The organism is Pelatocladus sp. (assembly GCF_059505505.1).
On sequence record NZ_JCACKS010000234.1, the window covers coordinates 14,635 to 39,934 of the forward strand.

General features: G+C 40.5%; 18 protein-coding genes and 1 pseudogene. 8 read left to right on the top strand and 11 right to left on the bottom strand.

What is annotated here, in order from left to right; translation table 11 throughout:
- Positions 1 to 64: 64 nt before the first annotated feature.
- Positions 65 to 1,108: a YegS/Rv2252/BmrU family lipid kinase gene (locus AC5JMK_RS22925; protein ID WP_495911109.1), complete on the bottom strand. Its 1,044-nt coding sequence runs from the start codon at positions 1,106 to 1,108 to the stop codon at positions 65 to 67.
- 240 nt (positions 1,109 to 1,348) lie between these two features.
- Between AC5JMK_RS22925 and hemC the strand changes: the two genes are divergently transcribed.
- Together hemC and glgA are read left to right on the top strand one after the other, a co-directional pair.
- Positions 1,349 to 2,320, top strand: coding sequence for a hydroxymethylbilane synthase (gene hemC, locus AC5JMK_RS22930; RefSeq protein ID WP_096676050.1), 972 nt, complete (start codon positions 1,349 to 1,351; stop codon positions 2,318 to 2,320).
- Positions 2,321 to 2,502: 182 nt separating this feature from the next.
- Complete coding sequence (glgA, locus tag AC5JMK_RS22935) at positions 2,503 to 3,936, top strand: glycogen synthase GlgA (RefSeq protein WP_096676049.1); 1,434 nt, start codon at positions 2,503 to 2,505, stop codon at positions 3,934 to 3,936.
- 75 nt (positions 3,937 to 4,011) lie between these two features.
- Here the strand turns inward: glgA and AC5JMK_RS22940 are convergent, their stop codons facing one another.
- The 4 genes from AC5JMK_RS22940 to topA form a co-directional block, all read right to left on the bottom strand.
- Positions 4,012 to 6,624, bottom strand: coding sequence for an HD family phosphohydrolase (locus AC5JMK_RS22940; RefSeq protein WP_495911110.1), 2,613 nt, complete (start codon positions 6,622 to 6,624; stop codon positions 4,012 to 4,014).
- A gap of 311 nt (positions 6,625 to 6,935) precedes the next feature.
- Positions 6,936 to 7,865: an ADP-ribosylglycohydrolase family protein gene (locus AC5JMK_RS22945; protein ID WP_495911111.1), complete on the bottom strand. Its 930-nt coding sequence runs from the start codon at positions 7,863 to 7,865 to the stop codon at positions 6,936 to 6,938.
- Positions 7,866 to 8,179: 314 nt separating this feature from the next.
- Complete coding sequence (gene aroQ, locus AC5JMK_RS22950; protein WP_495911112.1) at positions 8,180 to 8,686, bottom strand: type II 3-dehydroquinate dehydratase; 507 nt, start codon at positions 8,684 to 8,686, stop codon at positions 8,180 to 8,182.
- A 930-nt stretch (positions 8,687 to 9,616) separates the two neighbouring features.
- A complete protein-coding gene (gene topA, locus AC5JMK_RS22955) occupies positions 9,617 to 12,289 on the bottom strand; it encodes a type I DNA topoisomerase (RefSeq protein WP_096676046.1) in 2,673 nt (890 codons plus the stop codon).
- Between the two features lie 671 nt (positions 12,290 to 12,960).
- Between topA and AC5JMK_RS22960 the strand changes: the two genes are divergently transcribed.
- From AC5JMK_RS22960 to AC5JMK_RS22970, 3 genes and pseudogenes are all read left to right on the top strand, one after another.
- Positions 12,961 to 13,266 carry a DUF8820 family protein gene (locus AC5JMK_RS22960; RefSeq protein WP_096678968.1) on the top strand — a complete coding sequence of 102 codons (306 nt, stop codon included), beginning with the start codon at positions 12,961 to 12,963 and terminating at the stop codon, positions 13,264 to 13,266.
- Between the two features lie 357 nt (positions 13,267 to 13,623).
- Positions 13,624 to 13,890, top strand: a pseudogene (locus AC5JMK_RS22965) (RNA recognition motif domain-containing protein); the annotation flags it as partial.
- 503 nt (positions 13,891 to 14,393) lie between these two features.
- Positions 14,394 to 15,956 (top strand): NAD(P)H-quinone oxidoreductase subunit N, encoded by a 1,563-nt coding sequence (locus AC5JMK_RS22970; protein ID WP_096676044.1) that lies wholly within the window; start codon positions 14,394 to 14,396, stop codon positions 15,954 to 15,956.
- A gap of 598 nt (positions 15,957 to 16,554) precedes the next feature.
- Here the strand turns inward: AC5JMK_RS22970 and frp are convergent.
- Together frp and AC5JMK_RS22980 are read right to left on the bottom strand one after the other, a co-directional pair.
- Entirely contained in the window at positions 16,555 to 16,884 is a 330-nt protein-coding gene (gene frp, locus AC5JMK_RS22975) for a fluorescence recovery protein (RefSeq protein WP_096676043.1), read from the bottom strand.
- A gap of 121 nt (positions 16,885 to 17,005) precedes the next feature.
- Positions 17,006 to 17,965 carry an orange carotenoid-binding protein gene (locus tag AC5JMK_RS22980; protein WP_096676042.1) on the bottom strand — a complete coding sequence of 320 codons (960 nt, stop codon included), beginning with the start codon at positions 17,963 to 17,965 and terminating at the stop codon, positions 17,006 to 17,008.
- Positions 17,966 to 18,362: 397 nt separating this feature from the next.
- On the opposite strand from AC5JMK_RS22980, the gene AC5JMK_RS22985 reads away from it, so the two are divergent.
- Positions 18,363 to 18,554, top strand: coding sequence for a CbtB domain-containing protein (locus AC5JMK_RS22985; protein ID WP_096676041.1), 192 nt, complete (start codon positions 18,363 to 18,365; stop codon positions 18,552 to 18,554).
- A gap of 43 nt (positions 18,555 to 18,597) precedes the next feature.
- Positions 18,598 to 19,749 (top strand): hypothetical protein, encoded by a 1,152-nt coding sequence (locus tag AC5JMK_RS22990; RefSeq protein WP_096676040.1) that lies wholly within the window; start codon positions 18,598 to 18,600, stop codon positions 19,747 to 19,749.
- 112 nt (positions 19,750 to 19,861) lie between these two features.
- Here the strand turns inward: AC5JMK_RS22990 and AC5JMK_RS22995 are convergent, their stop codons facing one another.
- The 3 genes from AC5JMK_RS22995 to AC5JMK_RS23005 form a co-directional block, all read right to left on the bottom strand.
- The gene (locus tag AC5JMK_RS22995) at positions 19,862 to 20,230 is read right to left on the bottom strand and encodes a hypothetical protein (protein WP_096676039.1); all 369 of its coding nucleotides are present in this window, start codon (positions 20,228 to 20,230) and stop codon (positions 19,862 to 19,864) included.
- A gap of 295 nt (positions 20,231 to 20,525) precedes the next feature.
- A complete protein-coding gene (locus tag AC5JMK_RS23000; protein ID WP_096676038.1) occupies positions 20,526 to 21,524 on the bottom strand; it encodes an RNA polymerase sigma factor, RpoD/SigA family in 999 nt (332 codons plus the stop codon).
- A gap of 412 nt (positions 21,525 to 21,936) precedes the next feature.
- Positions 21,937 to 22,614: a sugar transferase gene (locus AC5JMK_RS23005; RefSeq protein ID WP_096676037.1), complete on the bottom strand. Its 678-nt coding sequence runs from the start codon at positions 22,612 to 22,614 to the stop codon at positions 21,937 to 21,939.
- Positions 22,615 to 23,244: 630 nt separating this feature from the next.
- Between AC5JMK_RS23005 and AC5JMK_RS23010 the strand changes: the two genes are divergently transcribed.
- Entirely contained in the window at positions 23,245 to 23,547 is a 303-nt protein-coding gene (locus tag AC5JMK_RS23010) for a hypothetical protein (RefSeq protein WP_495911113.1), read from the top strand.
- Positions 23,548 to 23,606: 59 nt separating this feature from the next.
- Here AC5JMK_RS23010 and surE read toward each other — a convergent pair whose 3' ends face one another.
- Positions 23,607 to 24,344 carry a 5'/3'-nucleotidase SurE gene (gene surE / locus AC5JMK_RS23015; RefSeq protein WP_096676035.1) on the bottom strand — a complete coding sequence of 246 codons (738 nt, stop codon included), beginning with the start codon at positions 24,342 to 24,344 and terminating at the stop codon, positions 23,607 to 23,609.
- Between the last annotated feature and the right edge of the window lie 956 nt (positions 24,345 to 25,300).

Genomic DNA, 25,300 nt, shown 5'->3' on the forward strand with positions numbered 1-25,300 from the left:
GTCATTAGTCATTAGTCATTAGTCATTAGTCATTAGTCATTAGTCATTAGTCATTGGTCATTGGTCATTTGTTATCCCCTTGTCTCCCTTGTATTAGATCAGATTGGAAGGGGTGTGACAATACCCCAAAATCAAGAGGTTTATCGGTTTGTTTGACCTGAATACTTAAGTTTGGTAATCCCTCTAATTTTTCTAGAGGCGGAAGTTCTTGTTCCAAGAGTGGTACAAAAACTCTTAAACTTGTCGGTAGACACTCAATTTCAACTGGAGTTTTTCCTAAAACTTCACCATCAACAACAACTTTTTGAGGTGGGTCAGTTGTAATTTTAAATTTTTTAGCTCGTAGGTAGCCAATATCATTTCTTTCGGCTGGATTACCCGTAGAAGCAGTCTGAAACAAATGAAACGTAGCTGCGATCGCAGCTGCTCTATTAACCGGAGCTACTATAGTTAAATCCAAAAATCCATCATCTACAATCAGTCCTGCTGGTCCCTGCGCCAAAACGGATGTCGCAGGTGCAGCATTTGCTACTGTGACTGCTGCTGCACAAGTGGATATTACTTTATCTTCAGTTTCAATTTTTACATCAAATGACTGAAATTCACTTAATTGTTTAAATCCAGCGATGATATAAGCCAAGAAACCAAAACGATTTTTTGATTCCCGATCTGCTTTTTCCACGGTTTCTGCTTCAAAGCCAATACCTGAGAGCAGTACCATGGGATAACCGTTGCAAGTGGCAGTATCTACAATTCGTGTCCCACCCTGCAAAATTGTTTTGCAAGCACCTTCAATTGTGTCTGGTATTCCTAAAGCTGTGGCAAAAGCGTTTGCTGTTCCACGAGAAATAATGCCAAACGGAATATCACTACCCACCACAGCAGCAGCTGCTGCTGAGAGAGTACCATCTCCTCCAGAAGCAATAATGGCATCTACTCCCCTTTCCACTGCTTCGTGGGCTAGTTCATCGGCACAAATATCTTCAGTTGTGAAGTGGATATCCAGGTCAATTTCTGGCTCTAACAAAGCTCGAATCTGTGCCAGTTCTTGCTCAGAGTCACCCTGACCTGCAACTGGATTAAAGATGAGGCAGGCTGAACGTTTCATATATTGCGATTCATTTAAATATTAAAAGTTATCAAATTAATTTTTAGCGCATCTGTAGAATTAAAGCTTCCACCTTACGATAGTATTTTTAATACTGGTTACAAATAACAAAACTTGTAAAGATAAGTAAAGCTAAAAAAAGAAACTTAATAGCTATCGGCAGAGTGCAACGCCGAACGTCACCCACTGCGGTAGTCTAGATGAAGTGAATTTATCTCTGCCCTTTGACATAATTGATTTATGACATCAGTGGTTTCCAGTCCGAGCCGTACAATCCGCATTGGTTCTCGTAAAAGCCAACTTGCTCTGATTCAGACTTATTGGGTACAAGAACAACTGCAAAAAAGTTTTCCAGATATTAATTTTGAAGTCCACACAATGGCCACTCACGGCGACAAAATCTTGGATGTCGCCTTAGCCAAGATTGGTGATAAAGGACTGTTTACCAAAGAACTCGAACTGGGAATGATCAATCAGGAGATTGACTTTGCTGTTCATTCTCTCAAGGATCTGCCGACTCGCTTACCAGAGGGTTTGGTTCTAGCAGCAATTACAGAACGGGAAAATCCCGCCGATGCGCTTGTGGTGCATGAAAAGCACAAAGACAAACAAATTGACACCTTGCCAGAAGGGGCAGTGATTGGTACATCTTCTTTACGACGTTTAGCACAGTTACGGCATCAATTCCCCCATTTCGCATTTAAAGATGTACGTGGTAACTTGAACACACGCATGGCCAAGCTAGATGCAGGTGAATATGATGCTTTGATTTTGGCGGTAGCTGGGTTACAACGTTTGGGAATGGGCGATCGCATTCATCAAGTTCTCCCCAAAGAAATTTCTCTGCACGCCGTTGGTCAAGGTGCATTGGGTATTGAATGTCGGGCTGAAGATGCAGAACTGATATCCTTGCTCAAAGCTATTGAACACCCGGAAACACGCGATCGCTGTTTAGCAGAACGCGCTTTTTTGCGGGAACTCGAAGGTGGTTGTCAAGTCCCCATTGGTGTAAATACTGAAACAAATGGTATTAATTTAACATTAACAGGTATTGTTGCCAGTGTCGATGGTCAAAAAGTGGTCAAAGACACCATTTCTGGCGAAACCAAAGATGCAGAACAACTAGGCACACAACTAGCCAAGCAAATGCGAGGACAAGGGGCGCAGGAAATTTTGGAGCAAATCTTTGCCGAAATCCAACGTGGCTCTTAAATCAGTGAACAGTTATCAGTTGTCAGTGAACAGTTACATCTACTGAGAACTGGTCACTGATAACTGTTATTGTGATGGTATTAAGAAAAATTGCAGTTGCTAAATATGTATACCAGAATTAACTGGCAGTTTAGCAGAGTAAATTTTAACACGTAGGCAAATTCGGGGAAGCAAAAATTACCATGCGGATTCTATTTGTTGCAGCAGAAGCAGCTCCCGTTGCGAAAGTCGGCGGAATGGGTGATGTCGTTGGCGCACTACCTAAAGTTCTGAAAAAAATGGGGCATGATGTGCGGATTTTCATGCCTTACTACGGCTTTCTGCCAGACAAAATGGAGATTCCCAAAGACCCTATTTGGCATGGATATGCCATGTTCCAAGACTTTACAGTTTACGAAAGTGTTCTACCTGGTACTGATGTGCCACTGTACCTATTTGGACATCCAGCTTTTTGGCCTCGCCGTATCTACTCTGGAGAAGATGAACACTGGCGCTTTACTTTGTTTGCCAATGGTGCAGCCGAGTTTTGCTGGAATTACTGGAAGCCAGAGATTGTTCATTGTCATGATTGGCACACAGGTATGATTCCCGTTTGGATGCACCAGTCTCCTGATATCACCAGTGTGTTCACAATTCATAACCTGGCATATCAAGGGCCGTGGCGCTGGTATTTAGAGAAAATTACTTGGTGTCCTTGGTATATGCAAGGACACAACACCATGGCTGCGGCAGTGCAATATGCTGAGAGGGTGACAACTGTTTCCCCGACTTATGCTGAACAAATCAAAACAGCTACCTATGGCGAAACTTTAGAAGGTTTAATGTCCTTCATCAGTGGTAAATTATCTGGAATTGTCAATGGGATTGATACAGAAGTTTACGACCCCACAACTGACAAATACATTGCTCAAAACTTTACCACCGACACCATCGACAAGCGCAAAGCTAACAAAATCGCTTTACAAGAAGAAGTGGGGTTAGAAGTTAACTCGAATGCTTTTTTAGTGGGGATGGTGACGCGCCTAGTAGAACAAAAAGGTATTGATTTAGTGCTGAATATACTGGATCGGTTTATGTCTTATACCGATGCCCAGTTTATCGTATTGGGTACAGGCGATCGCTACTACGAAAGCCAATTATGGCAAATGGCATCGCGCTTCCCTGGACGCATGAAAACCTATTTACTTTATAATGATGCCCTAGCCCGTCGGATCTATGCTGGTTCCGATGCTTTCTTAATGCCTAGCCGTTTTGAACCCTGCGGTATTAGCCAAATGATGGCTTTGCGTTATGGTTCCATACCCATTGTCCGCCGTACCGGGGGATTAGTGGATACTGTATCCCACCATGTCCCCGCGCATCATAGTGGTACTGGTTATTGTTTTGACCGCTATGAACCATTAGATTTATTCACCTGTATGGTTCGCGCTTGGGAAGGCTTCCAATATAAAGATTACTGGCAAGATTTACAAAAACGTGGTATGTGTCAAGACTTTAGTTGGTATCGCTCTACTAAACAGTATGTGAAACTGTATCGCTCAATGTTAGGCTTGCCTGAAGAAGAGGAACAGCAACAAGCAGAAGCTGAACAACCTGATTTGGCTTTGCAATCTTAGTCATAATTTTGGGCTTGTAGAGACGTTGCACTGCAACGTCTCTACTGCAACGTCTCTACTGCAACATCTCTACAATTAATTTCCAGGCTTCAACTTGGGATAAGCAATACGTTTATGATGAAATTGTTGCCAAACTTCTACAAAAATTTCGGCAATTCTAGTCATTTCTTCGCGTGTTAGCCCTGAATCTACCAATTGCTTGTCTTTCCATCTGGCACGAAGAATATTATTAACCATCACCAAAGCTTGTTCACAACTAGCATCTTTGAGCGATCGCAATGCTGCTTCACAGGAATCTGCTAACATGACAATTCCTGTTTCCCGTGATTGAGGAATAGGCCCATCGTAGCGAAACTCTGCCTCATCTACTGTCAAGCTAGGATCTTCTTTAGCCATCTGTTGAGCTTGATGATAGAAATAAGCTATTTGCATCGTGCCTTGATGTTCTGGAATAAAAGCTTGAATAGAGGAAGGTAAACTGTGTTTTCTTGCCATTACTAAACCTTCACTCACATGCTTTTTAATGATGTCAGCACTATGCCAAGGGTCTTTTATTTCTGTATCATGCTTGTTTGGCCCCCCCATTTGATTTTCAATAAACGATTGAGGGTCATGCATTTTGCCAATATCATGATATAATGTGCCAGCCCTGATTAATTCAATGTTGCATCCTAATTCTTTAGCAGCAGCCTCAGCTAAAGTAGCGACAAATAGCGTATGCTGAAAAGTCCCAGGAGCAAGTGTTGCCAGTTTTTTTAATAAAGGACGGTTAGGACTTGCTAGTTCTGCCAAGCGAATCGGAGTAACTAAATCAAATAATTTTTCTAAATAAGGGCTTAACCCTAACGCCACAACACTCCAAGCTAAACCAGATAAGACAAAAAATCCTGCTTCTTTGAGTACAACATAAAAATAAGGGCCAAATGCTGCACCTAAGAAGATTTGAATCAGTAGGTAAACACCACCTTCAGTTAAAGCGATCGCCACACTTAAGAGTGCTAATTCTTCACGCGATCGCAAGCGATGGGCCATGCAACTGCCTAACAATCCTCCAGCAGCACCTGCCAATAGCGAAATTTTACTGATTTCTAGGCTCATGCCTAATAATGCTATCAGTAGCCCTACCACTGTCACACCCGCAGTTGCACCATAAAAGCTACCCAGCAATAAACCTACACCGCTCCAAGTTGTGTAAGGTGTACCCATTGTGAGTACCAAAGGCGTACTCAAAGTCAGCAACAATACCAACATGCGATCGCTTTGTCGCCATCGATATTTAATACTTCGTTCAACTAAAGTGAAAATTCCGACGCCACTGCTGACAGTTCCCGCCAAATATAGCAATCCCAGCCAGTTAATTTCCCGACGCAGCAGGTGATAATGTTCCAATATATCTAAATGCCAGCCTGTAATGCGATCGCCCTTGCGGATAATGACTTCACCTTGTTCTACAGCCACAACAACAGGCTTCACTTCCGCAGCCGCCATTGCTACTTGTAATTTGGTTTGTTCTTCATCTTGTTTGAGATTCGGTTCCAAAACATCCACTAGCAGTTTCTGGGCAAAAGATTCTGCTTGTTTTGGCACCAAGTTATGCACATGCAAATTGACTGCATTTTGTAAGATAGCAGGAGGTAGTCCTGGGGGTATACCTTGAGCTAAAATCCGCTCTGCACTTTCCTGAATTCCTCTTTGGGTTTTTGCCCACTCTTCATCAGATAAATTCAGGAAGAAAGTTGCTTCGTAGACACTTTTAGGGTTTTCACTCAGCAGTTGTGACAATTTGCTCGTGGCTTGGGTGTAGCCTTGGCGTGCTTGAGAAACTTTATCCAAGAGTGAAACCAATTTTTGTGTAGAAGTCTTCAGGCGATAAGCTTCTAATTCTGCCATTGCTTGTGTAAATTCCGCACTTTGGAACAAATCAATGGGTTTGACTTCTGGCTTGGAGTTTACGTTGAGTAAGGAAGGCTTTGACTCCGAGGAAGACACGGTACGCTCTGGATGTGATGGTATGGAAACATTTTCAGCGTCTCCAACTCTTGGCGTATTGAGATTTTGATTTTTTTGTTTTGTTTTGATGAAAATGTTTTTGAGTTTTTGAGTTAATACTCCTGATTTTTGTTCATTGGTATGTTCTAAAGCTACTAGCAGGGCTTGCCATTCTGAGTCAGCACAGGAGCGCAGATAACGCTGACTAGAAACGGACAAAATAAAAGTATCAAAAAAAGGAAAAGAACCGGCAGAAGCTCGAATTTCATTACCCCTAGCTAGAAGTTTTTGTAATTTAAGCTTGATTTGATTATTAGTGTTTTCATCAACCATCAACACTGGCACAAATGCTTTACTAACATCTTTGCGCCGTGCTTCTGTTTTGTTTGTATCTTCAATCAGGCTACTGTAGGGCGCTCGAATGGTATCTGGTGCAATAGTGTCCATCTTTAATTGGGGTTGGTTGTATAACTTTTGCCCCATTACACCAGTCAGAGACACCACTGCAATTATGAAAACAACAGGAGAAGATTTTCCAGGTAGACAACGAGTAGTTGCCTTTGAGTGTGGCGCTCTTTGTTTGTTATATTTGCCTTTCACATTTGATTTTGATAAATGTAAACGGTGTAGGGCTTTGGAAAGTCGCTTCCAGTGAATAAATCGCTGAGTCAACGATTGAAAAAATAGCTGCGTTTTCATCGTTTATGACCGCAGTTGCTTACTTGATTGATTGCTTTGGGGAAAAACACTTGAAGCCCGCTTGCCACAATTGCTACCTACATAATCCGAATTGAATTCTAATGTTTTCCCTTTATATAGTATATTTTTTTACTAAAAATTAATTTATTGTAATAGATAATTTTTATAGTTTATACTTCGCACGATAAGTAAAGTAGTCCCAATTAAAAAATTTGATCACTAATAATGAAAACCTCTTCCTTATCCTCGATCCCCAATCCCCAATCCCCAATCCCTGATCCCTGATTCCTATTTTCAACTCAGAAGTGAGATTAACGCAGTCGAATTACACGGGGAGCTGCGATCGCCTCTAGGGAGGCGTGACTTAAAATTATAGGCCATTCCGCTCTCACTTCACCTTGGTTCAAAGTAGAATGATACACTCCTGACCAAGTAGCCACAAGTATATCAGCTAATTTTAGCATCTGGGGTAAGTCGGTTGTTTGCCATTGTGCCGGACTATTTTTGACAAGTAAAAACCGCCAACTGACAGGAATACCTGTTGTAGCGTTATAGGCTCCTGATAAAGCAGCAGTAATTGTACTGAGATAAACCGAACGTGAGTTCACTTGAGTAGCTCGTAAAACTGAAAGGCGAAAGTCTTCTAAACTACTAAGAAAGCAGTAAAAAGCAATTCCTAGGTTATAATTGAGCTTTTCTTCTGTACAGAACTCAGCTTGTATTATTTCTAATCCAGCTTGTTTTTCTAACAAATTATGTAATTTCAATAAAATCTGTGGCACAGATGTGGTTGTTTCTCCCAAAAAGCCAATAATTTGCGGAATCAGGGTAGCGGGAGTAAGTTTTTCTGTGAAAGACTGAGCGATCGCATACCCTACTGCGAGAGTCCAATCTTCTATAACTGGGTCACTATGCCAAATTTTGACTATATTTAGCAAATTTTGTCGCAGTTTGACAGTATGTTCATGAAAAAACAATGTGACTGGTAGTGTGGACAAAATTACTTGTAATGAAGCGTGTATATTGTTTTCAATAATAATTCCTGATTGTTGTTGACGCCTACTCCAATCATCTAAATCAAATCTACCCAGTTCGATTAAACTTTCAGCACCCAGAATTATCATTTTTTGCCAATAGCTAGATGCAAACTTTTGCATCTGCTCGCCTTCCAAGGCTAAAATTTCCCCAATTAAAGCCCCTAGTATAGTGCCTCTAGTGCGGCTAACAAGAGAATAATGCATAAGTTAATGGGGATTGGGGATTGGGGATTGGGGATTGGGGATTGGGGATTGGGAATTGGGAATTGGGGATAGATTTTTCCCAATGACCAATTACCAAGCCCCTTTGGGGCGGGTGTGAGGGTGTAAGGGTGTAGGGGTGTAGGGGTATATATAGCCTCAAAGTTCACCCGTTCCAAGCCCCTTAATTCATTAATGGAAAATATAAAAAATATTAACCTACTTACGTAGTACGAGGTTAATGGTGTCCTTGTTTCAAGCCCCTCAAGAAGATTGATGGGGTTTCCCCTACACCCCTGTTGCTGACCAACTACTAACTACAAACCAAGTATATCTTGTCTTAAATAAGACGCTAATGCCTGTAATCCCAGGATATAACTTTGCGCTCCAAAACCACTAATTTGACCAATGGCAATTGGGGCAATATAGGAGTGATGACGGAACTCTTCTCGTTTATAAATGTTACTTAAATGTACTTCCACTGTAGGTAGATTTACAGCAGCGATCGCATCTCGCAATGCTACACTGGTGTGGGTGTAGGCTCCAGCATTAATCAAAATGCCTTGGTGTTTTCCCAAGGCATCATGAATCGCATCTACCAATACCCCTTCATGATTTGACTGCATGGTAAGTACTTTCACTGCCAGTTTTTGTCCTTCCGCTTCTAACTGGCGGTTAATTTCAGTCATATTTAAGGAGCCATAAATCCCAGGCTCTCGCCGTCCTAGCAGATTCAGGTTTGGACCATGCAGCACTAGAACGTTTAAGGGGCTTAATTTTAATTCCTGCACTTTTGCTCTCTTAGCGATGGCGCGAGCGATCATCTACAGGAATGGGAATTAGCTCCGGTTCCGGCTCTGCTTCTGGCCCTAAAAGGGCTTCAATCAGCTTACGGGCCAATTCCTTAACCTTTTCTAGCACCTTTTCAATATAGTCCATTGGACTGACCGCTCCTGAAATACTAACTCGATTTTTTCGGTTACCAGCTACGGAGAAACTTAGCTTTTTTTGCACTCTGGCTTTCGATCAGACAATTTATATTCCCGTACTCCGGGTTGAGCCACTTTATTAAAATTATAGTATTATTTTCTCCGTTATTTTTTAGAGTATCACATCCTTCACATAGACGGCTCATCTGACTAAAGATAGCTTTTTTTGAAAACAGGGGCAAGGGACTACAGGCTTGGGATATACGAGAAATGATTTTTTGACAGGTAAATATTATTAAAATAGAGCAAACAATAAAGCAGAGCAAAGGTCTATTTTCGTCAAATTAAGCCGTAATTATGGCTCTAAAACTGTTTTTCAAATAAATTACAAGTGGAGATATAATACCAACTTGAAAACTGATTGCGACATAATGAATAGCTCAAAAGTTTACCTGCTAGATATTTAATAAACCAAAATATTAAATCCAAAATCCCAAATCTATAAGAATTTCCGATAGATTTGTTGTAATCAGAGATTGTGGAACTTTTGTTTGTGTATTGAGAGCAATAGTCAGTAGGGGCAAAGCATTTGATAAGTAATATTTTCAGTTAGTTCATCAAAATATTACCTCAATGCTTCGCCCATACAACAGTCATTAGTAAAGACTGTGGACTATGCACCATTGACTATTAACAGTTATTCAGTCTTCATTATTGGGTATAAGTCCCCAGCAATTCGGTGGAAGGATTTGGTTGCGCTTATCTGACCCCCAAGATAGGCCTGATAACTGCGACAGCTACTGTTCACTCATTTAACTATTGCATTTAGCTAGTTTTTTTGGCACTTGTTGTTGACGATTTAGCTTTTGTTGATTTGCTACGAGAACTAGTTGTGGATTTAGTTGTTGATTTAGTAGTTTTGCGAGTGGATTTGCTGCTTGATGCTTTAGTTGCTAGCAACTCTAATGCTGTATCCAGCGTGATATTTTCTGGTGATGTATCTTCTGGGAGACTGACATTAGTTTTGCCGTGCTTGATGTAAGGTCCGTATGGGCCATTATAGATGTTCACAGGTTCGTTATCTTCTGGGTGAGTTCCCAATTCCCGTAAAGCTGTCTTAGATTTACTACTTGCACTGCGTCCTTTTTTCGGCTCAGACAATAACTCTAATGCACGATCAAAAGAAACTGTCAGTACATCGTCACCTGCTTTAAGGGAGCGATAGTCTTTACCCTCCTTGGCATTATGCACGACATAAGGGCCGAAGCGTCCCAAATTTGCTTGAATAGTTGCTCCTGTTTCTGGATGTGTGCCTAATGTCCGTGGTAGAGATAAAAGACCAACAGCCATATCTAAGGTGACATCTTCTGGCTTAACATTCTTGGGTAAAGAAGCTTGTTTTGGTTTAGGATTTTCCTCAGACTTGTCACCCAATTGAACGTAAGGTCCATAGGGTCCTATGAGTAAATAAATGGGTTCGCCTGTTTCGGGGTGACGTCCTACCTCGTCTGGTCCAGAGGTTTTTTGTCTGAGCAAGGTTTCTATCTTTTGGGGATCAAGATCAGCAGGAGTCAAGTCTCTAGGAATTGATGCTGTAATGACATCATCACCATTTTCAACTTCGATATAGGGGCCAAATTTACCAATACGGATTTTGGCGTCTATATTTTCTAGTTCAACAGTTCTAGCTTGGTTAGCATCAATCTGGTCTTCTTTTTGTTTGACTAGTGTTTCTAGACCTTGCTCTCCGAGATAAAATTTCTGCAAGTACGGTAGCCACTGAGCTTCACCAGTAGCGATATCGTCTAGGGTTTGCTCCATTTTGGAGGTAAAACTGGGATCAACGACATCACAGAAGTATTTTTCTAGCAGTTCAGTCACAGCAAAAGCAGTGAAGCTGGGGATCAAGGCATTATTAGTTAGTTGGGCGTAACCTTTGTCAATAATGGTGCCAATAATACTGGCATAGGTACTAGGACGTCCAATGCCTTCGCTTTCTAAGGTTTTGACTAAAGTCGCTTCAGTAAACCTAGCTGGGGGTTGGGTTTCGTGTTTGATTGTTTCTAAGTCTTGACAATCAGGATGTTCCCCAACTTTGAGGTCAGGTAAAATAATTTCTTGGTCTTCTAATGCAGCTTCGGGATCATCAGATCCTTCGACGTACGCGCGTAGATAGCCAGGAAAATCGATGCGTTTACCAGAAGAACGAAACCCAGCATCTTCCACTTGCAATTGCACCGTGATTTGGGTTTGGCGAGAGTCAGCCATTTGGCAAGCGACGGTTCGTTTCCAAATCAAATCGTAGAGTCTGAGTTCGCGATCGCTCAAGCCTGTTTCTTGGGGGGTGCGGAAGGTGCTACCCGCCGGACGAATGGCTTCGTGGGCTTCTTGTGCGCCTTTTGATTTGGTAGTGTACTGTCGCGCTTGGGGGCTAAGGTATTGCTTACCGTATAGTTGTTCTACACAGCTACGGGCAGCTGCTATAGCCTGTTCCGACAAATGCACTGAGTCTGTACGCATGTAGGTAATATACCCTTGTTCGTACAAACTTTGAGCGACCCTCATTGTATCTCTTGCCGAAAGCCGCAATTTGCGGTTTGCTTCTTGCTGCAAAGTGGAAGTCGTAAACGGTGGTGCAGGTTTGCGCGTGACTGGACGTTCTTCGATATCTGTAACTGTCCAAGTTTGATCACTCAGGCGTTGTTTGAGGGCTTCAGCTTCGGCTTGTTTGAGCAACACAACTTTGCGATCAGCGACTATTTTCCCTGTGTGAGAGTCAAAATCGCTACCAGTTGCTAGTCTGGTTCCTGCCAAGGTGACAAGTACAGCACTAAAGGACTGCTCTTTGCTCTTTTGTGTTGGCGAAGGGGTCAAAGTAGCTTTCAAATCCCAGTATGTCGCTTGTTTGAAAGCACGGCGTTCCCGTTCTCGGCTCACCAGCAACCGCACTGCTACGGACTGTACACGACCCGCAGATAATCCCCAAGCAATTTTTTTCCACAGCAGAGGAGACAAGGTATAACCCACTAGTCGATCCAGAATTCGCCGTGTTTCTTGGGCGCGAACTAACTGCTCGTCTATACTGCGGCAGTTTTGCAGAGCTTTTTTGATGGCTTCTTGAGTAATTTCATGAAACACCATCCGCTTAGTTGGCACTTTTGGCTTGAGCAATTGATACAAATGCCAACTGATGCTTTCACCTTCTCGGTCTTCGTCTGTTGCCAATATCAGCTCAGATGCGTCTTTGAGAGCGTCTTTGAGCTGGGTGACAACTTTCTTTTTGTCCTTAGGAACGACATACAGTGGTTCAAAGTCGGCGTCTACATTAACCCCTAGCTGCGCCCATTTTTCCCCTTTGACATTGGCGGGAATTTCGCTAGCCGACTGGGGTAGATCACGCACATGACCCATAGATGCTTCTACCCGATAGCTTTTTGGCAGGTAGTTGCGAATGGTACGAGCTTTGGTCGGAGATTCGACGATGACAAGAGTTGACATGGAAATTTAAAAAAAAGAATAGCTGCGAAGCTAAATAGTCACTAAACAGTCAAATTGAAATAATTGGGAGGTAAATGTCAAGATTATCAGTCACTAGAAGTATGTGATTTCATCCTCACACAAACTACTCGCAAAGTAATCCCCTAAAATTCCAGCGTCAGGCATTTGCCATGTCCGCAAGTAGTATTTCCCAAAGGGTGGGGTAAGCACAACTGCGAATTTCCAGTTATTTCAATCTTTAACTTATCTGAGGCATATTTGGCGACTATTATTTTGAAAATTGCAGTTTTTGAGTAATGGTCAATGCTCGATGCCCACTCCAAGCACACCTCACACTCCACCCTATCCTACAAGAACGCCTGAGATCGAACCAGAAGCTTCAACTAACCCCGCAAGGAGTCCCAGACCGTAATCTCTGATTCGGTGTGTGGAGGAATTGCGGGATTGATTTGTTGCGTCCTCCAACCAATTTTGGGCGTAACCCGAAGAGAAAGGAGGGAAGTCAGTGTAGGTAGTTGACTAGAGCATGTCTATACTCGTTCCACCTCTCCACCTTACCCATTTCTCCATTTTTCTACTCTTTTCTCTAGGTTGTGGCAAAATTAAACTAAATTTTGTAAGAATCTGTAATGCAAATGCGGTCTGCGTATGATTCAGTGGGAGAAAAAGACATGCAACCAATTCGTCAAGGCGATGTGATTTTACTGCCTGTACAGCACACCATACAGCAAATCGAAGGACAAAAGCTACCACATTTAACTTTAGCGGAAGGCGAAGTCACCGGACACAAGCACTGCATCATTGAGGGACAGGCGGAATTATACGAAAAAGATCACACTCTCTACTTGCGTGTCTATTCAAAAGAGGCAACGCTTGCTCACGAAGAGCATAAAGCGATTTCTATCCCTCAAGGTACGTGGATGATCCGAATTCAGCGAGAATATCAGCCTCAAGGTTGGCGATATGTAGCAGATTGAAAAGCATTTTTCGTATATTGCATGATTGCTGTTGGAGTTTTTATTATTGCAAATCTTTCATACATGTTGCATGGTTATACACCATTAGTTTTATGGTGCATTGAAAGTCTATTTTTATTGTTGTGAGCAAACCTTTTTAATACGGAATTTTAGAAAAATTAGGTTAGTAACCCAAATTGCAGTTTGATATCACAATTTGGGGGTTATGGAGACCGTAATTTTACGGTCTCCATAAAGTTGAAATGTTAATCAATTTGTTTTATCCAATCAGTATTGGAACTAAAACACAAAAATTATATTTTAATCAAAAAGTTAGTTGAATTTCTAATATAGAAAAGGCTTTATTTAGCATCTTACTTAAGCGACGTATTTTCAGAGTATGGCACTGTGACGCGAGTTCAACTTCCCACGGATCGGGAAACGGGTCGCTCACGAGGTTTTGGTTTCGTAGAAATGGAATCGGAAGAAGCAGAAACGGCTGCTATTAATGCTTTGGATGGTGCCGAATGGAAAGGTCGCGTCATGAAAGTTAATAAAGCCAGACCACGGGAGGAAAAAGGCGGGCGTTCCAACGGTAATAGCTGGGGAAAAGCTAACACTGGTGGATACTCTCGACGCTATTAAGTTTTGAATGAACTTATAAAGCTCAATCTGAAGAGCAATTGCCAAAAGGCATAAATTATAACTATTCGCCAAGCGCAATATAATAGACATCTCCAGAAATTAATTCTGCGTTACCCAAAATCCTTGTAGAGACGCGAAATTACCCTGGGGGATCTTGCTACGCGTCTCTACATTAGTTTTCACAGAGGTCTAATTACGCCAGAACAGCAGATTCAGTTATATACTGGTCTGCTTATTATTTTGAAATTTGTTAGTGGATAGGGGCGAACGGCCGTACTCTATGAGAAGCCGTGCAAAGCGCGTCTACGCTCTTGCAGTGGTTATAAAAAATCAAAAATTAACAACCAGCTACTAACAACCAACAAATAACAAACTTAAGGATAAATTAATTTGATGGTATTGATCTCGTAATACAGACATATTCGCGAAACTTTAGTTAAAAACACAATAGAATTAACACAGTTGATTCCTTAAATGTCTAATAGCCAAAACCTATACAGCTCATGGATTTTGCTAATGTTGCATCCCAGTTGAATGCTGGAACGATATTACCAGAGGGAATTGTCATCATCACCCTCTTGGGGGTTTTGATAGTGGACTTGATTTTGGGGCGCAGTTCTTCACGCTGGATTGGATATCTGGCGATCGCAGGTTTGTTTGCTTCCATAGTCGCCCTCTATTTTAAATGGGATAATGTCAATCCCCTATTCTTTGCCGGTGCTTTCAACGGTGATAACCTCAGTATTGTCTTTCGCGGCATTATTGCTTTGTCCGCAGCTGTGACAATTTTGATGTCAATTCGTTACGTTGAACAAAGTGGCACCCCTTTAGCGGAATTCATAGCGATTTTGCTGACAGCTACCTTGGGAGGAATGTTTTTATCAGGGGCGAATGAACTAGTGATGATTTTCATCTCGCTAGAAACCTTGAGTATTTCCTCTTATTTGCTGACTGGTTATACCAAGCGCGATCCCCGTTCTAATGAAGCAGCACTAAAGTACCTGTTAATTGGTGCTGCGAGTACAGCAGTATTTTTGTATGGCGTTTCTTTGCTGTACGGTTTGTCTGGTGGACAAACAGAACTTAGTGCGATCGCTAATGGTATCGCCACAGCTAACTTGTCTCAATCATTGGGTATAGTGATTGCCCTGGTATTTACCATTGCAGGTATTGGCTTTAAAATCTCCGCCGCACCCTTCCACCAGTGGACACCAGACGTTTATGAAGGCGCACCCACCCCAGTCATTGCCTTTTTGTCTGTCGGTTCCAAAGCTGCTGGTTTCGCCCTGGCTATTCGTTTGCTGACAAATGTTTTCCCTCTTGTCGCCGAAGAGTGGAAGTTTGTCTTCACCGCCTTAGCTGTGCTGAGTATGGTGTTGGGTAACGTCGTCGCCTTAGCACAAACCAGTATGAAACGGATGTTAGCTTATTCATCCATTGCCCAAGCAGGGTTTGTGATGATTGGCTTGATTGCTGACACCCAAGCAGGATACGCCAGCATGATATTTTATCTGTTGATCTATCTGTTTATGAACCTGTGCGGCTTTACTTGTGTGATTCTCTTCTCTCTGCGGACGGGAACTGACCAAATTGCTGAATACTCTGGTTTGTATCAGAAAGATGCACTGTTGACTTTGGGATTAAGTATTTCCCTGTTGTCGTTGGGTGGTATTCCGCCCTTAGCTGGGTTCTTTGGAAAGATTTACCTATTCTGGGCTGGTTGGCAAGCTGGTCTTTACTGGTTAGTTTTGTTGGGGTTAATTACTAGTGTTGTCTCCATCTACTACTACATTCGCGTAGTGAAAATGATGGTGGTTAAAGAACCCCAAGAAATGTCCGACGCTGTGAAGAATTATCCTGAAATTCGTTGGAATTTGCCTGGGTTTAGACCTTTGCAAGTGGGTTTGATAACTACTTTGATCGCCACTACAATTGCTGGAATTTTGTCGAATCCATTATTTACCTTGGCTAACAATTCCGTCACCGATATTCCAACTTTGCAAGCTAAAACAGTTGCTAGTACACAAGTAAATGTGATTTCTACTGAACAAACCGAGGGGCTGTAGATTTTATTGCAAATACTTGCTCTGTTTAATATTTTGCAAAAAGACGCCTGACAAAAATGTCAGGCGTTTTTGGATCAAGTGTTGGTGTACGGAAGTTTGAGAAGTTTTTGAGAGAAAGTTATTACAACTTGTTGCCAAAGGGTTGCTGTTTCATGTAAACATTGAAGAAATTGAAGTAACTCTTCAATGACAGGAGTTTTGCGTAAAATCTCAATATTGAATTTTAGTTGGTAAATATAATAACTAGTATTATACGCACTAAATTACTTGTGTAATTTTATTGACAATTAACCTTACTACTCTGTCAAGTTTAAATTGATGGATAAGAAAGTTCGTAGTAAGCACTTAAGTCCTTATTTTTTAAGCACTAAAGTGCTTACTACAAAGCCTTAATTCAAACTTGACAAACCACTACTCTTCCAAAACTTCTATCAAGTCCTCAATTGTGACATCAAAAGCAAGAGCTATTTTATACACTCAATTTCAAACTCAAAGTCAAATACTCATTTGTTAAGAAAAAGCAGTTAATTGATATTAGGTATTGTGAACTTAGGAAATTGCCACCTATGACTAATACCAATTACTAAACGAATAACAATTATATACGGGTAAGAGCTGCTATTTTAGTCAGCTTATCTGTATTCAATCCCTTTAGTTCATCGAGATGTAGCCAACCTTCTTTAACCAAGTTCGCAAATACAAAGATGAGAACTGAATATCTGTAGTCGTACTTACCATCTATCTCGTGTCTCCTTGCACTTAAGAAATTGTGTAATTGCCATATATGATCAAGCTCTGCGATCGCACTTGCTTTTTCGCGAACTTCCTTGATCAAAGTATTGATTTCTCGCTCATAAGCTCTCTCGAAGGCTTGTTGAGCTACTTCTTTCTCAGTCTTAGACCACTCAGCGTCACTCACTTGCTTCATTAACCCTAAAATCTATATGGTCATTTTTTATACTAACTTGTGCCATCTATCTCAAATAACGGAGCGCCCTTACTACAGAGCGCTCACGCAATTAGTCAGGCTTACTTACACTGAGCTTTCCCTACCGAACTAAATTCAAAAGTTCTTTAGGAGAAGCCAGCAAATCAATTGCTACAAAGAAAATCTTGCCTTTAGGATTGAGCAAGAATCGCCAAGCCATATTCATTCCCACAGCAGCACCAAACCACGGAGTTTGTACTTTACCAGTGACTTTCACTTGGGTGTAGCCATCTTCTGCGGGTTCCGCAACGCCTCGCTCCGGCATTAATTTGAGGTTTTGACATTCCTCATTAAAAAATCGAAGAATCGCATCTCTACCAACAATTGGTTTTTGGAAAGGAGGTTGCAGAGCAGCATCAGGCGCGAACAGATCAATCAAAGCTCCAAAGTCATTGGCATTTAAATTGTCCATATAACTCAGCACCGTTGGATTGTCAATGCCTTCAATGGTGACTTGAGTTCGCTGTGATACTTCTTTGGGAGCAACAACAGGTTCAGTAACTTTGCTATAGTCACCCAACTTGCTTGGATCAAACCCCATATCTACCACAGCACTGCGTAAGACTGTAATTTGTTGACCCTGATCCAGTTCTCTAACTGCTTGCAGCACTGCTGAAGCATTAGCAGAAAGCTGATAGCCTGCTGGGATTGGAGCAACGATACCCTGATCCATCCATTGTCCAAGCTGAAACCAGAATCCTAGCTTGATGTTTGCAGACCAAGTAGCGTAAGTACGGCAAATCGGTGTATCAGCATGGTTTGCTAGGTCACACATAACCTGCGTTTGCTCAGAGAAAGTCATTTGCCGAATTTGATTCAAGGTTCCTTCTGCAAACTGCATACTAGCAGCCCCTGGAGCCGCAATCGTGATAGTTTTACCCATCTCAAGATAAGCGAACCAAGTCCATGCTAGTTGGTCTTCAGCACTGAGCTGATTGAATCTAGCGATCGTGGCTGGTACTGCATCAGCAGATAGAGTTTTTGGGAAAATACCACGGGCTGAGTCAATAGTAAACGGCATAAAAAAATTTACCTTACTAGGTTTGCAACTGGCAAAAACATAACAAGGAGAGCATTTGGGTGATATAACTTATCTCTCAATCATTAAAGTATCATAAAATATTACAAAAGTTAACAAAAAGTAACTTGCATTTAACCAATTCCGCGCAATGCTAGCAGAGGTGAACATTTGTGCAACGATCAACGAGCCAAGGAACTAGTACTGGACTAATGATTTTGTACTAAGAGCTACCCTACGGATTCTGCGAAGCAGTACAGCCCTTAAAGTAGCTATTGCGATCGCTCGCAAAAAGTAAGAGATTTATAACAACTATTGCAATCAAAAAGTGTATAAATGTGAATTAACTACTAGATTCAGCTACTTAACAAACTGTTCTAGATTTTATGCGAGGTAGATAATGCATACACAAGCTCATCCTTCGGTTTGGCAAAAGACAGCCCAGATAACTTTATCTAAGCCTGTGCAAGCAACACTTTATGTCTCACTCTCTGCTTTGACACTTTGGACTGTTTACTTTAGTACTCTGAGCGCAGTTCACAATAGCGCCCACTCTTTGCGTCACCACACTTTGATGGTAAGTTGCCACTAAAATCTACTCGCATCGCCTTGCAATAAATAAACTCAGGGTGAAAATGTCAAAATTTAAGTTTTCTGCACTCATCAGTTTTGCTTGTCTGATGAGTGTGGTTTTATATAGTTTAATTGGCTTCTCGCAGTCGCCTCAGCCAACTATACGGTTAACAACAGAACCACCTGTTAATCAGATATTACCTTTTGAAGCTGAAGCTAGTTCACCTCAATCACCTGTAAAGCTGAAACTGCAAGCAGTAGATGGTGCAGGTAAACCTTTAGAACAAGCCAAGATAAACCTGAAGATTTTAACTCCATCCAAAAATCCTTGGTTCACGACGGATTTTCCTATTGTGGAAGGTACAAAGCTTCTGGAGATGACTGCCAATGCCCCTAAAGGTGAACTGCAATGGCAGCAAATGTTACCAATTCGAGGTAAGTATCACTTCCAAGTTAATGTTACTCCTAATGTGGCAAATGCTTTCAACCCAATTGAACAAACTCTGACACTCTCAGTAGCAGAAAATTGGGTGAAGTTTCGCAATTTCGGTATTTTAGCTGTAATTTTATTGGTTGTCGGATTTGGTGGTGGCTGGGTGATTGGAGGACAGCAAAAGATTCAACCAGGAGAAATTGCACCTGAACGAGTACGATTATTGTTGAGTGTGGCAATGATAGTGGCAATAATTGCCATGTTAGTGATTAACCTGAGTGCAAAAGTTGCCCATTCTCATACGATCCAGCATACACCTAGCATCAGTGACTCTGGGATAGTACAGCAAGGTGGTTTGCAGGCACAAATTTTGGGAGATAAGAGTGCAACTGTGGGACAAACTGCCACATTGGGAGTGAAAGTTATTGATCAAAAAACTAATCAGCCTGCCAAGGATATACTTTTAAACATCAAAACCACCCAACTAGAAAATGGATGGACTGCTTTTTCCTACAAAGCTATTCCAGATACCACAGGGCAATTTACATGGCAGCAACAGTTTTTTGATGGCGCACCCCATAAACTGGAAATAGAAATCTCTTCTTTGACGAATGCAGTTCGTCAATTTTCACCTTTACGACTAGAAAGAGAAATTGAAGTAGAGGGAGTTGCACCACCTCTAATAACCCGATTTATCGCTCTAAGTTATATGACTGTTATTGTCATATTTGGTGTATTAATTGGTTTAGGGCTACGCCAAAATTTGACATCCCAAAACTGAACTGATGGTCTAATTATAGATATTTTGTAATAAATAGAGATGTTGCAATGCAACATCTCTATTACTTTATATATGCCTTCCCTAATTATGCGATCGCATTCACTTTAAGATTCTAATAAACCACAGGTGCTTGACCACGCAAAGCACGTAGAGCATTCATACAATAAGGACAATCGCAACCAAATGTAGCGAGTGCAGCATCGCTTTCATCTTCAGTAAAGTTTAGCATTGCTACCTTATCGTTTGAAAAATTGACTGCATTGAATTTAGATGCAGTAGAATAACGGGGATCTACTTTGGAAGTCCGCATACACACAAAGCGATCATAACTAACGTGAGGATGTCTGATGCACGCTTCTCCGTCTTTGAGACGAATTACTGGTGAAGCCGCATGAGCAGGATTTACTATTCCGATTACAGATAATAAAGAAGTGAAAATGGTAGGGCTGGCAAGCAAAGCTAATGCTAATTTCTTATTCATGATCTTTCCAAAAAATGAACTTGCTGAACGCTATAAACTATGAGCTTAAGTTTTCAGCGTTAACAAAGATAATAATCAAAAATTACATTAAAATCTATATTTTATGCAACTTTCAATATTTTTATATCAGAAAAATAAATAATATTTTCAATACAGAGAATAACGAAAATCATGCCCACAAAAAGAGCATGAAAATCCATTATCTAATCTCCGTTGTTCCTTATTTCCAGAGGGAAACCCACCTTCTCCAATCCCTGTTCACAATTTTCAAGAGAGTAAACAGTTGCTGTTTTTACTAACTAGCTAAATAGCAACTAAGTTTATTCTGATGTCTTCTTAGAGTATTCAGAGCTTTTTGTTCTAATTGTCGCACTCTTTCCCGACTCATTCCAATTCGTTCACCAACTGCTGCTAATGAGAGTTCATTTCCATCAACTAAACCAAAGCGTAAAGTCAATATTTCCTGTTGTTGAGGAGGTAATTTGGATAACAGGTTTTGAATATCTTGATTAAGAGATTTTTGGATTGTGTAGTTTTCAGGAGACAAACCATCGTCTTCTAACATCTCCTGTAATTCTGTGTCTAATTCTGTCCCAACTCGCATTTCTAAAGAAATAGGTTGACGTGCAGAAAGCCAGTGTTGTCTAATTTCATCAGGTTCTAAATCAAGTGCTTGGGCAATTTCTGCTGTGCTGGGGGTACGTCCTAATTTCTGAGATAATTCTCGTTGAGTAGACTTAATTTTGTTTAGTTTTTCAGTGATGTGAATAGGTAAGCGAATTGTACGTCCTTGTTGTGCGATCGCTCGCGTCATAGCTTGGCGAATCCACCAATAAGCATAAGTCGAAAATTTATAGCCCTTTGTTGGATCAAATTTCTCAATTCCTCGTTCTAGACCTAAAGTACCTTCTTGAATTAAATCTAACAAGTCTAGATTACGTTTTTGGTATTTTTTAGCAATAGAAACGACTAATCGCAAATTAGCTACTAGCATTTTCTGCTTGGCTTGTTGACCTTGATTTAACAAATCAAGTAATTGCTCTTCACTCATTTTGAGACTATTTGCCCACTCTTGTAGTGTGGGTTCACGCTTTAACTGCAATGCCAATTTATCCTGTACAGCTAGTATAGCTATCATCTGCTGTACTTGTTTAGACAAAAAAACCTCTTGTTCATAATTCAGTAGAGGAATACGCCCAATTTCATGAAGATAAGTACGTACCATATCAAACTGAGATTTAGAGTTTTTAGTTTTAATATGAGCTTCTTTTTTTGGAGGTATCGTATTATTCATAAATTGTTGTAGAAACTAAAACTCAATACTTGGAAGTAATGTTGTGCATCAAACTTTTATCTACCAGAGTACTAGTACCGCTTCGTGGAAATAAACATACCATTTAAAATGACGTAAAAGCCCGCAATACAATTCTTTTGAATTCCCCGAAGGGGGTTGACTATTGAGTACATAAACACCAGCTTGATGTGAATATGTTTAACTTAAAACCCTAATGTTTCACAGATGTGTCAAACTATTGAAGAATAGATGTCAGCAACAGGGGTGTAGGGGTGTAGGGAAAACCCCATCAATCTTCTTGAGGGGCTTGGTCAAAAAATTTTAAATATAATCAAATAAAAAATCAGACGGAGATGGAGTCTCTATCTGAAAAAATCTGGTATTTTATAAAACTCAGTATAAATGGTATTAGCTAGAAAGCTCCAACTCTACCAACAAGAATATAGAAAGTTTTGGCGATTAAAAATAAGTCATATAAGGGATGCCATTTCTTCTGGTATTGTAAGTCTAGATCGACAATTTGCTCAAAGTCTTTTACATGGGAACGACCACTTGTTTGCCATTCACCAGTTAAACCGGGTTTAACATTTAAACGTTGCCAGTGGCGTTGATTGTAGTGTGCTACTTCGTCATTTGTGGGTGGACGTGTTCCGACTAAACTCATTTCACCGACTAGGACATTCCAAAATTGTGGTAGTTCGTCTAAGCTGGTGCTTCGCAAAATTCGCCCGACCTTGGTTACTCGGAAATCATTCTTATTTTTAAATATAAGTCCGTTAGCTTCGTTTTCCACTAAATACTTTAATTGTTCAGCTTCAGAAAGCATTGAGCGGAATTTACGAATATAAAACGGACGTCCGTGTAATCCGTAACGTTTTTGTGTGAAAAAAATGGGGCCAGGACTGTCTACCTTAATGGCGATCGCAATCGGTATAAATACAAGAGCTAATATAAATAACCCAATTATGCTACCCAGAATATCTAAGCAACGCTTAAATTTGGACTTTGCTGAGAGGTGGGTATAAAAAGATAAGTCCCATGTGTTAGAGGTTGCACCTTCAACAACGGTTGTAAATGGTATTTCGTACATTGTCAAGCCGAGTGTTGAGTAAAGAAAGTGTTTTTATGTATCTTAATATTTTGACTATAGACTCAGTTTTATTATAAAAATGCAATCACAACCGTATATTCACTTAATCTTCATTTATTTGATCGGGATCATCATTTTTTATAAATTTCACATAAAGCACATTTAATATATCTTATGGTCGATGAAAAATCATTTTAGATGTGGATAGTAGAAGTAGTTGTGTTAAAATTTGCTATCAACTGAGTGTTATTATTGAAACATTCAGTTTTCCCGGATACTTAAAAATATCAGCCTAGAATTTTCCACTGAAATATTGAGATTAAAGTTAGAGAAAGAAGAATTTGCTTTGTATAAAAGGCAAATTAAATACTAAAAACGTGCAGTAAATCTGGCGTTTGCTTTCTCTCAAAGTCAAAAATGATATTCCGTGGTGGATAAAAATGATACTTTAGTTTTTTATCGTGTCGAGTTGAAAGTTTGTACTTCAGGGGTGTAACTTATCTTAGTTGAAGTCTGGAAAAATCCCAGACTAAGATGAAAAGTGGCAACGGCTGCTGTATTCAACTTATTTAAAAATTAAGCAACAAGAAATTTAGTGTAATGCGATCTCAAGATTGAGGAGCGAGATAAATGGTTATAGCAGGGGCAGAAATAAAAGTAGGTCGCTTAGAATCAATTGTTGAGCAAATTGGGGAAGCTGTACTCGCTACTACAGAAACTATCGAGCGTTTAGCTCAAAGAGTGGATAATCTCAGCACCCAAGTTGAAGAACAAGGAAAACAGTTGCAGCAGCAAGGCTATCAAATTTTAGCTTTATGTGATGCAGTACAAACTTTGGCTGAAACACAGGACGATTCATTGCAAAGAATATCCCTATTGACAAAAAATCTCGACCGTCTGATGCAACTAATTGAAGCACCAGAAGACAGTTGAACAGTGAACAGTTATCAGTGAACAGTTATCAAATTGGTAACTGATAACTGATAACTGATTTATACTTTCAACTGGGTAATTGCAATTTTGCCTGAAAAACAAACATCAACATCACTCCCAGGAGTGCGATCGCGCTGTTGATATACGCCAGCATAATGAAACTCATCACCTTCTATGCGGTAGTTAATGGGTAATGGTTTAGTACAAGGTTGACAAAATACAACTTCTGGATCAGGTTCTCCTGGTAAAAGATGGGGTAAATTCACGTTCCAAAAGCTTCCCGGTTCCAAAGGACGGTTGAGTAAATCAGCTAAAACATTTGCTGTCCACCCTGCTGCTACATCCCAATCAACATTGAGTTTACCTTTGCGATAGTGCGATACTGCAACTCCAGGAATACCAAGCATTGCTGCTTCCCGTACCGCCGCAACAGTACCAGAAATATAAGCATCTACTCCTAAATTACCACCAGCGTTGATGCCAGAGATGACAAATTTGACATGCTCACAGATATGTGTAACCCCTATTCTCACGCAATCAGCAGGAGTTCCTGCAATAGCATACTCCTGATCTGAGCGATGGTGAACGTGTATCGGTTTAGTTGTGGTTACTTGATGACCACAGCCAGAGAGATGATCTTTAGGAGCAGCTATGATTATTGATAAGGGAGTACTGGGTGCTGGGTATTTGCCATTAAACACTTCTAAACTGCTAATACCAAGTTTGTTTACAGCTTCCCGGAGTGCTTGGATACCTGGGGCGTCAATACCATCATCATTAGTGAGAATTAAGGTCATAATATTTTGGCAATATCCAACTTTTTGATTTTCTCTGTTTTACCTCTCTAGTTGCTGTTTGTGTATATATAGCAATCATAAATGAGTTGGTGTTAAGCCCACAATTTTTTGTAGAGAGGCGTAGCAAGATCCCGCAGGGTAATTTCGCGTCTGGTACACACCAATTTTCTGTACTAAAAATCCTTATACCAAGCGTATTGGTTGATAATCGCTATAATTGCTTAATTTGACTATAATAAACTGCCTAAAGAGTCCATAAATTTTTAACTTAATGAAAATTTCATGAAAATTACCAAAAAAACTCATATTCTCACCAAAAAAAGTTTGTAAATTGAGAATGAGACTAAAATGATTATTTGCATCAAAATGCTCTTGGGAGTATGTAAAATTTTTGTAAAGCGTTTTTGCACATCATGATTACAGCAGCATTGACAATCTGCCTGCAAGTAAGCCGTCACAGTAATCGAGGAAGTGCTTATTTATTTTCCCTGAAATTCAATGTGATAGCGGAAGTTGGAGAAACTCCACCTTGAGATAATTTTATTAATTGCAAATACTAAAGTAATTATATCAATTACATATTTAGCAATCCTTAAAAACATGTGGGCTTTTGAGAAAAGATAACTGGTAGTTTTTTTGAGTGATTGTTATCTGAAAAATAATAGCCCTGACGCGACACTTAATCAGTTAAATAGGATTGTAACAAAATATCCAAATGGTAGGGTGTGTTATGCCGCAGGTTAACGCACCGCCACGCCAATGATATCAACTGGAGCATCCCAAATGTTCCAAAAAAACTGCCTGAGATTGAAATCACAATCTCATAGCTAAAGTAAAGCAAAGTTTAAACCCTTTGCTAATAGCGCAAGTCGTTTTCAGACGACTTCATAAAATCAAACAGTAGACCTCTTGCAAAAATATTTTTACCCCACCCTAACCCTAAGCGTAAACGGGGA

Excerpts from the sequence above, each read along its gene's own strand:
- AC5JMK_RS23005 (WP_096676037.1), bottom strand. The coding sequence starts at position 22,614 with ATGTACGAAATACCATTTACAACCGTTGTTGAAGGTGCAACCTCTAAC.
- AC5JMK_RS23000 (WP_096676038.1), bottom strand. The coding sequence starts at position 21,524 with ATGAATAATACGATACCTCCAAAAAAAGAAGCTCATATTAAAACTAAA.
- AC5JMK_RS22960 (WP_096678968.1), top strand. The coding sequence starts at position 12,961 with ATGCAACCAATTCGTCAAGGCGATGTGATTTTACTGCCTGTACAGCAC.
- topA (WP_096676046.1), bottom strand. The coding sequence starts at position 12,289 with ATGTCAACTCTTGTCATCGTCGAATCTCCGACCAAAGCTCGTACCATT.
- AC5JMK_RS23010 (WP_495911113.1), top strand. The coding sequence starts at position 23,245 with ATGGTTATAGCAGGGGCAGAAATAAAAGTAGGTCGCTTAGAATCAATT.
- AC5JMK_RS22995 (WP_096676039.1), bottom strand. The coding sequence starts at position 20,230 with ATGAATAAGAAATTAGCATTAGCTTTGCTTGCCAGCCCTACCATTTTC.
- AC5JMK_RS22970 (WP_096676044.1), top strand. The coding sequence starts at position 14,394 with ATGGATTTTGCTAATGTTGCATCCCAGTTGAATGCTGGAACGATATTA.
- AC5JMK_RS22990 (WP_096676040.1), top strand. The coding sequence starts at position 18,598 with ATGTCAAAATTTAAGTTTTCTGCACTCATCAGTTTTGCTTGTCTGATG.
- AC5JMK_RS22985 (WP_096676041.1), top strand. The coding sequence starts at position 18,363 with ATGCATACACAAGCTCATCCTTCGGTTTGGCAAAAGACAGCCCAGATA.
- AC5JMK_RS22940 (WP_495911110.1), bottom strand. The coding sequence starts at position 6,624 with ATGAAAACGCAGCTATTTTTTCAATCGTTGACTCAGCGATTTATTCAC.
- AC5JMK_RS22925 (WP_495911109.1), bottom strand. The coding sequence starts at position 1,108 with ATGAAACGTTCAGCCTGCCTCATCTTTAATCCAGTTGCAGGTCAGGGT.
- surE (WP_096676035.1), bottom strand. The coding sequence starts at position 24,344 with ATGACCTTAATTCTCACTAATGATGATGGTATTGACGCCCCAGGTATC.
- frp (WP_096676043.1), bottom strand. The coding sequence starts at position 16,884 with ATGAAGCAAGTGAGTGACGCTGAGTGGTCTAAGACTGAGAAAGAAGTA.
- AC5JMK_RS22945 (WP_495911111.1), bottom strand. The coding sequence starts at position 7,865 with ATGCATTATTCTCTTGTTAGCCGCACTAGAGGCACTATACTAGGGGCT.
- aroQ (WP_495911112.1), bottom strand. The coding sequence starts at position 8,686 with ATGATCGCTCGCGCCATCGCTAAGAGAGCAAAAGTGCAGGAATTAAAA.
- AC5JMK_RS22980 (WP_096676042.1), bottom strand. The coding sequence starts at position 17,965 with ATGCCGTTTACTATTGACTCAGCCCGTGGTATTTTCCCAAAAACTCTA.
- glgA (WP_096676049.1), top strand. The coding sequence starts at position 2,503 with ATGCGGATTCTATTTGTTGCAGCAGAAGCAGCTCCCGTTGCGAAAGTC.
- hemC (WP_096676050.1), top strand. The coding sequence starts at position 1,349 with ATGACATCAGTGGTTTCCAGTCCGAGCCGTACAATCCGCATTGGTTCT.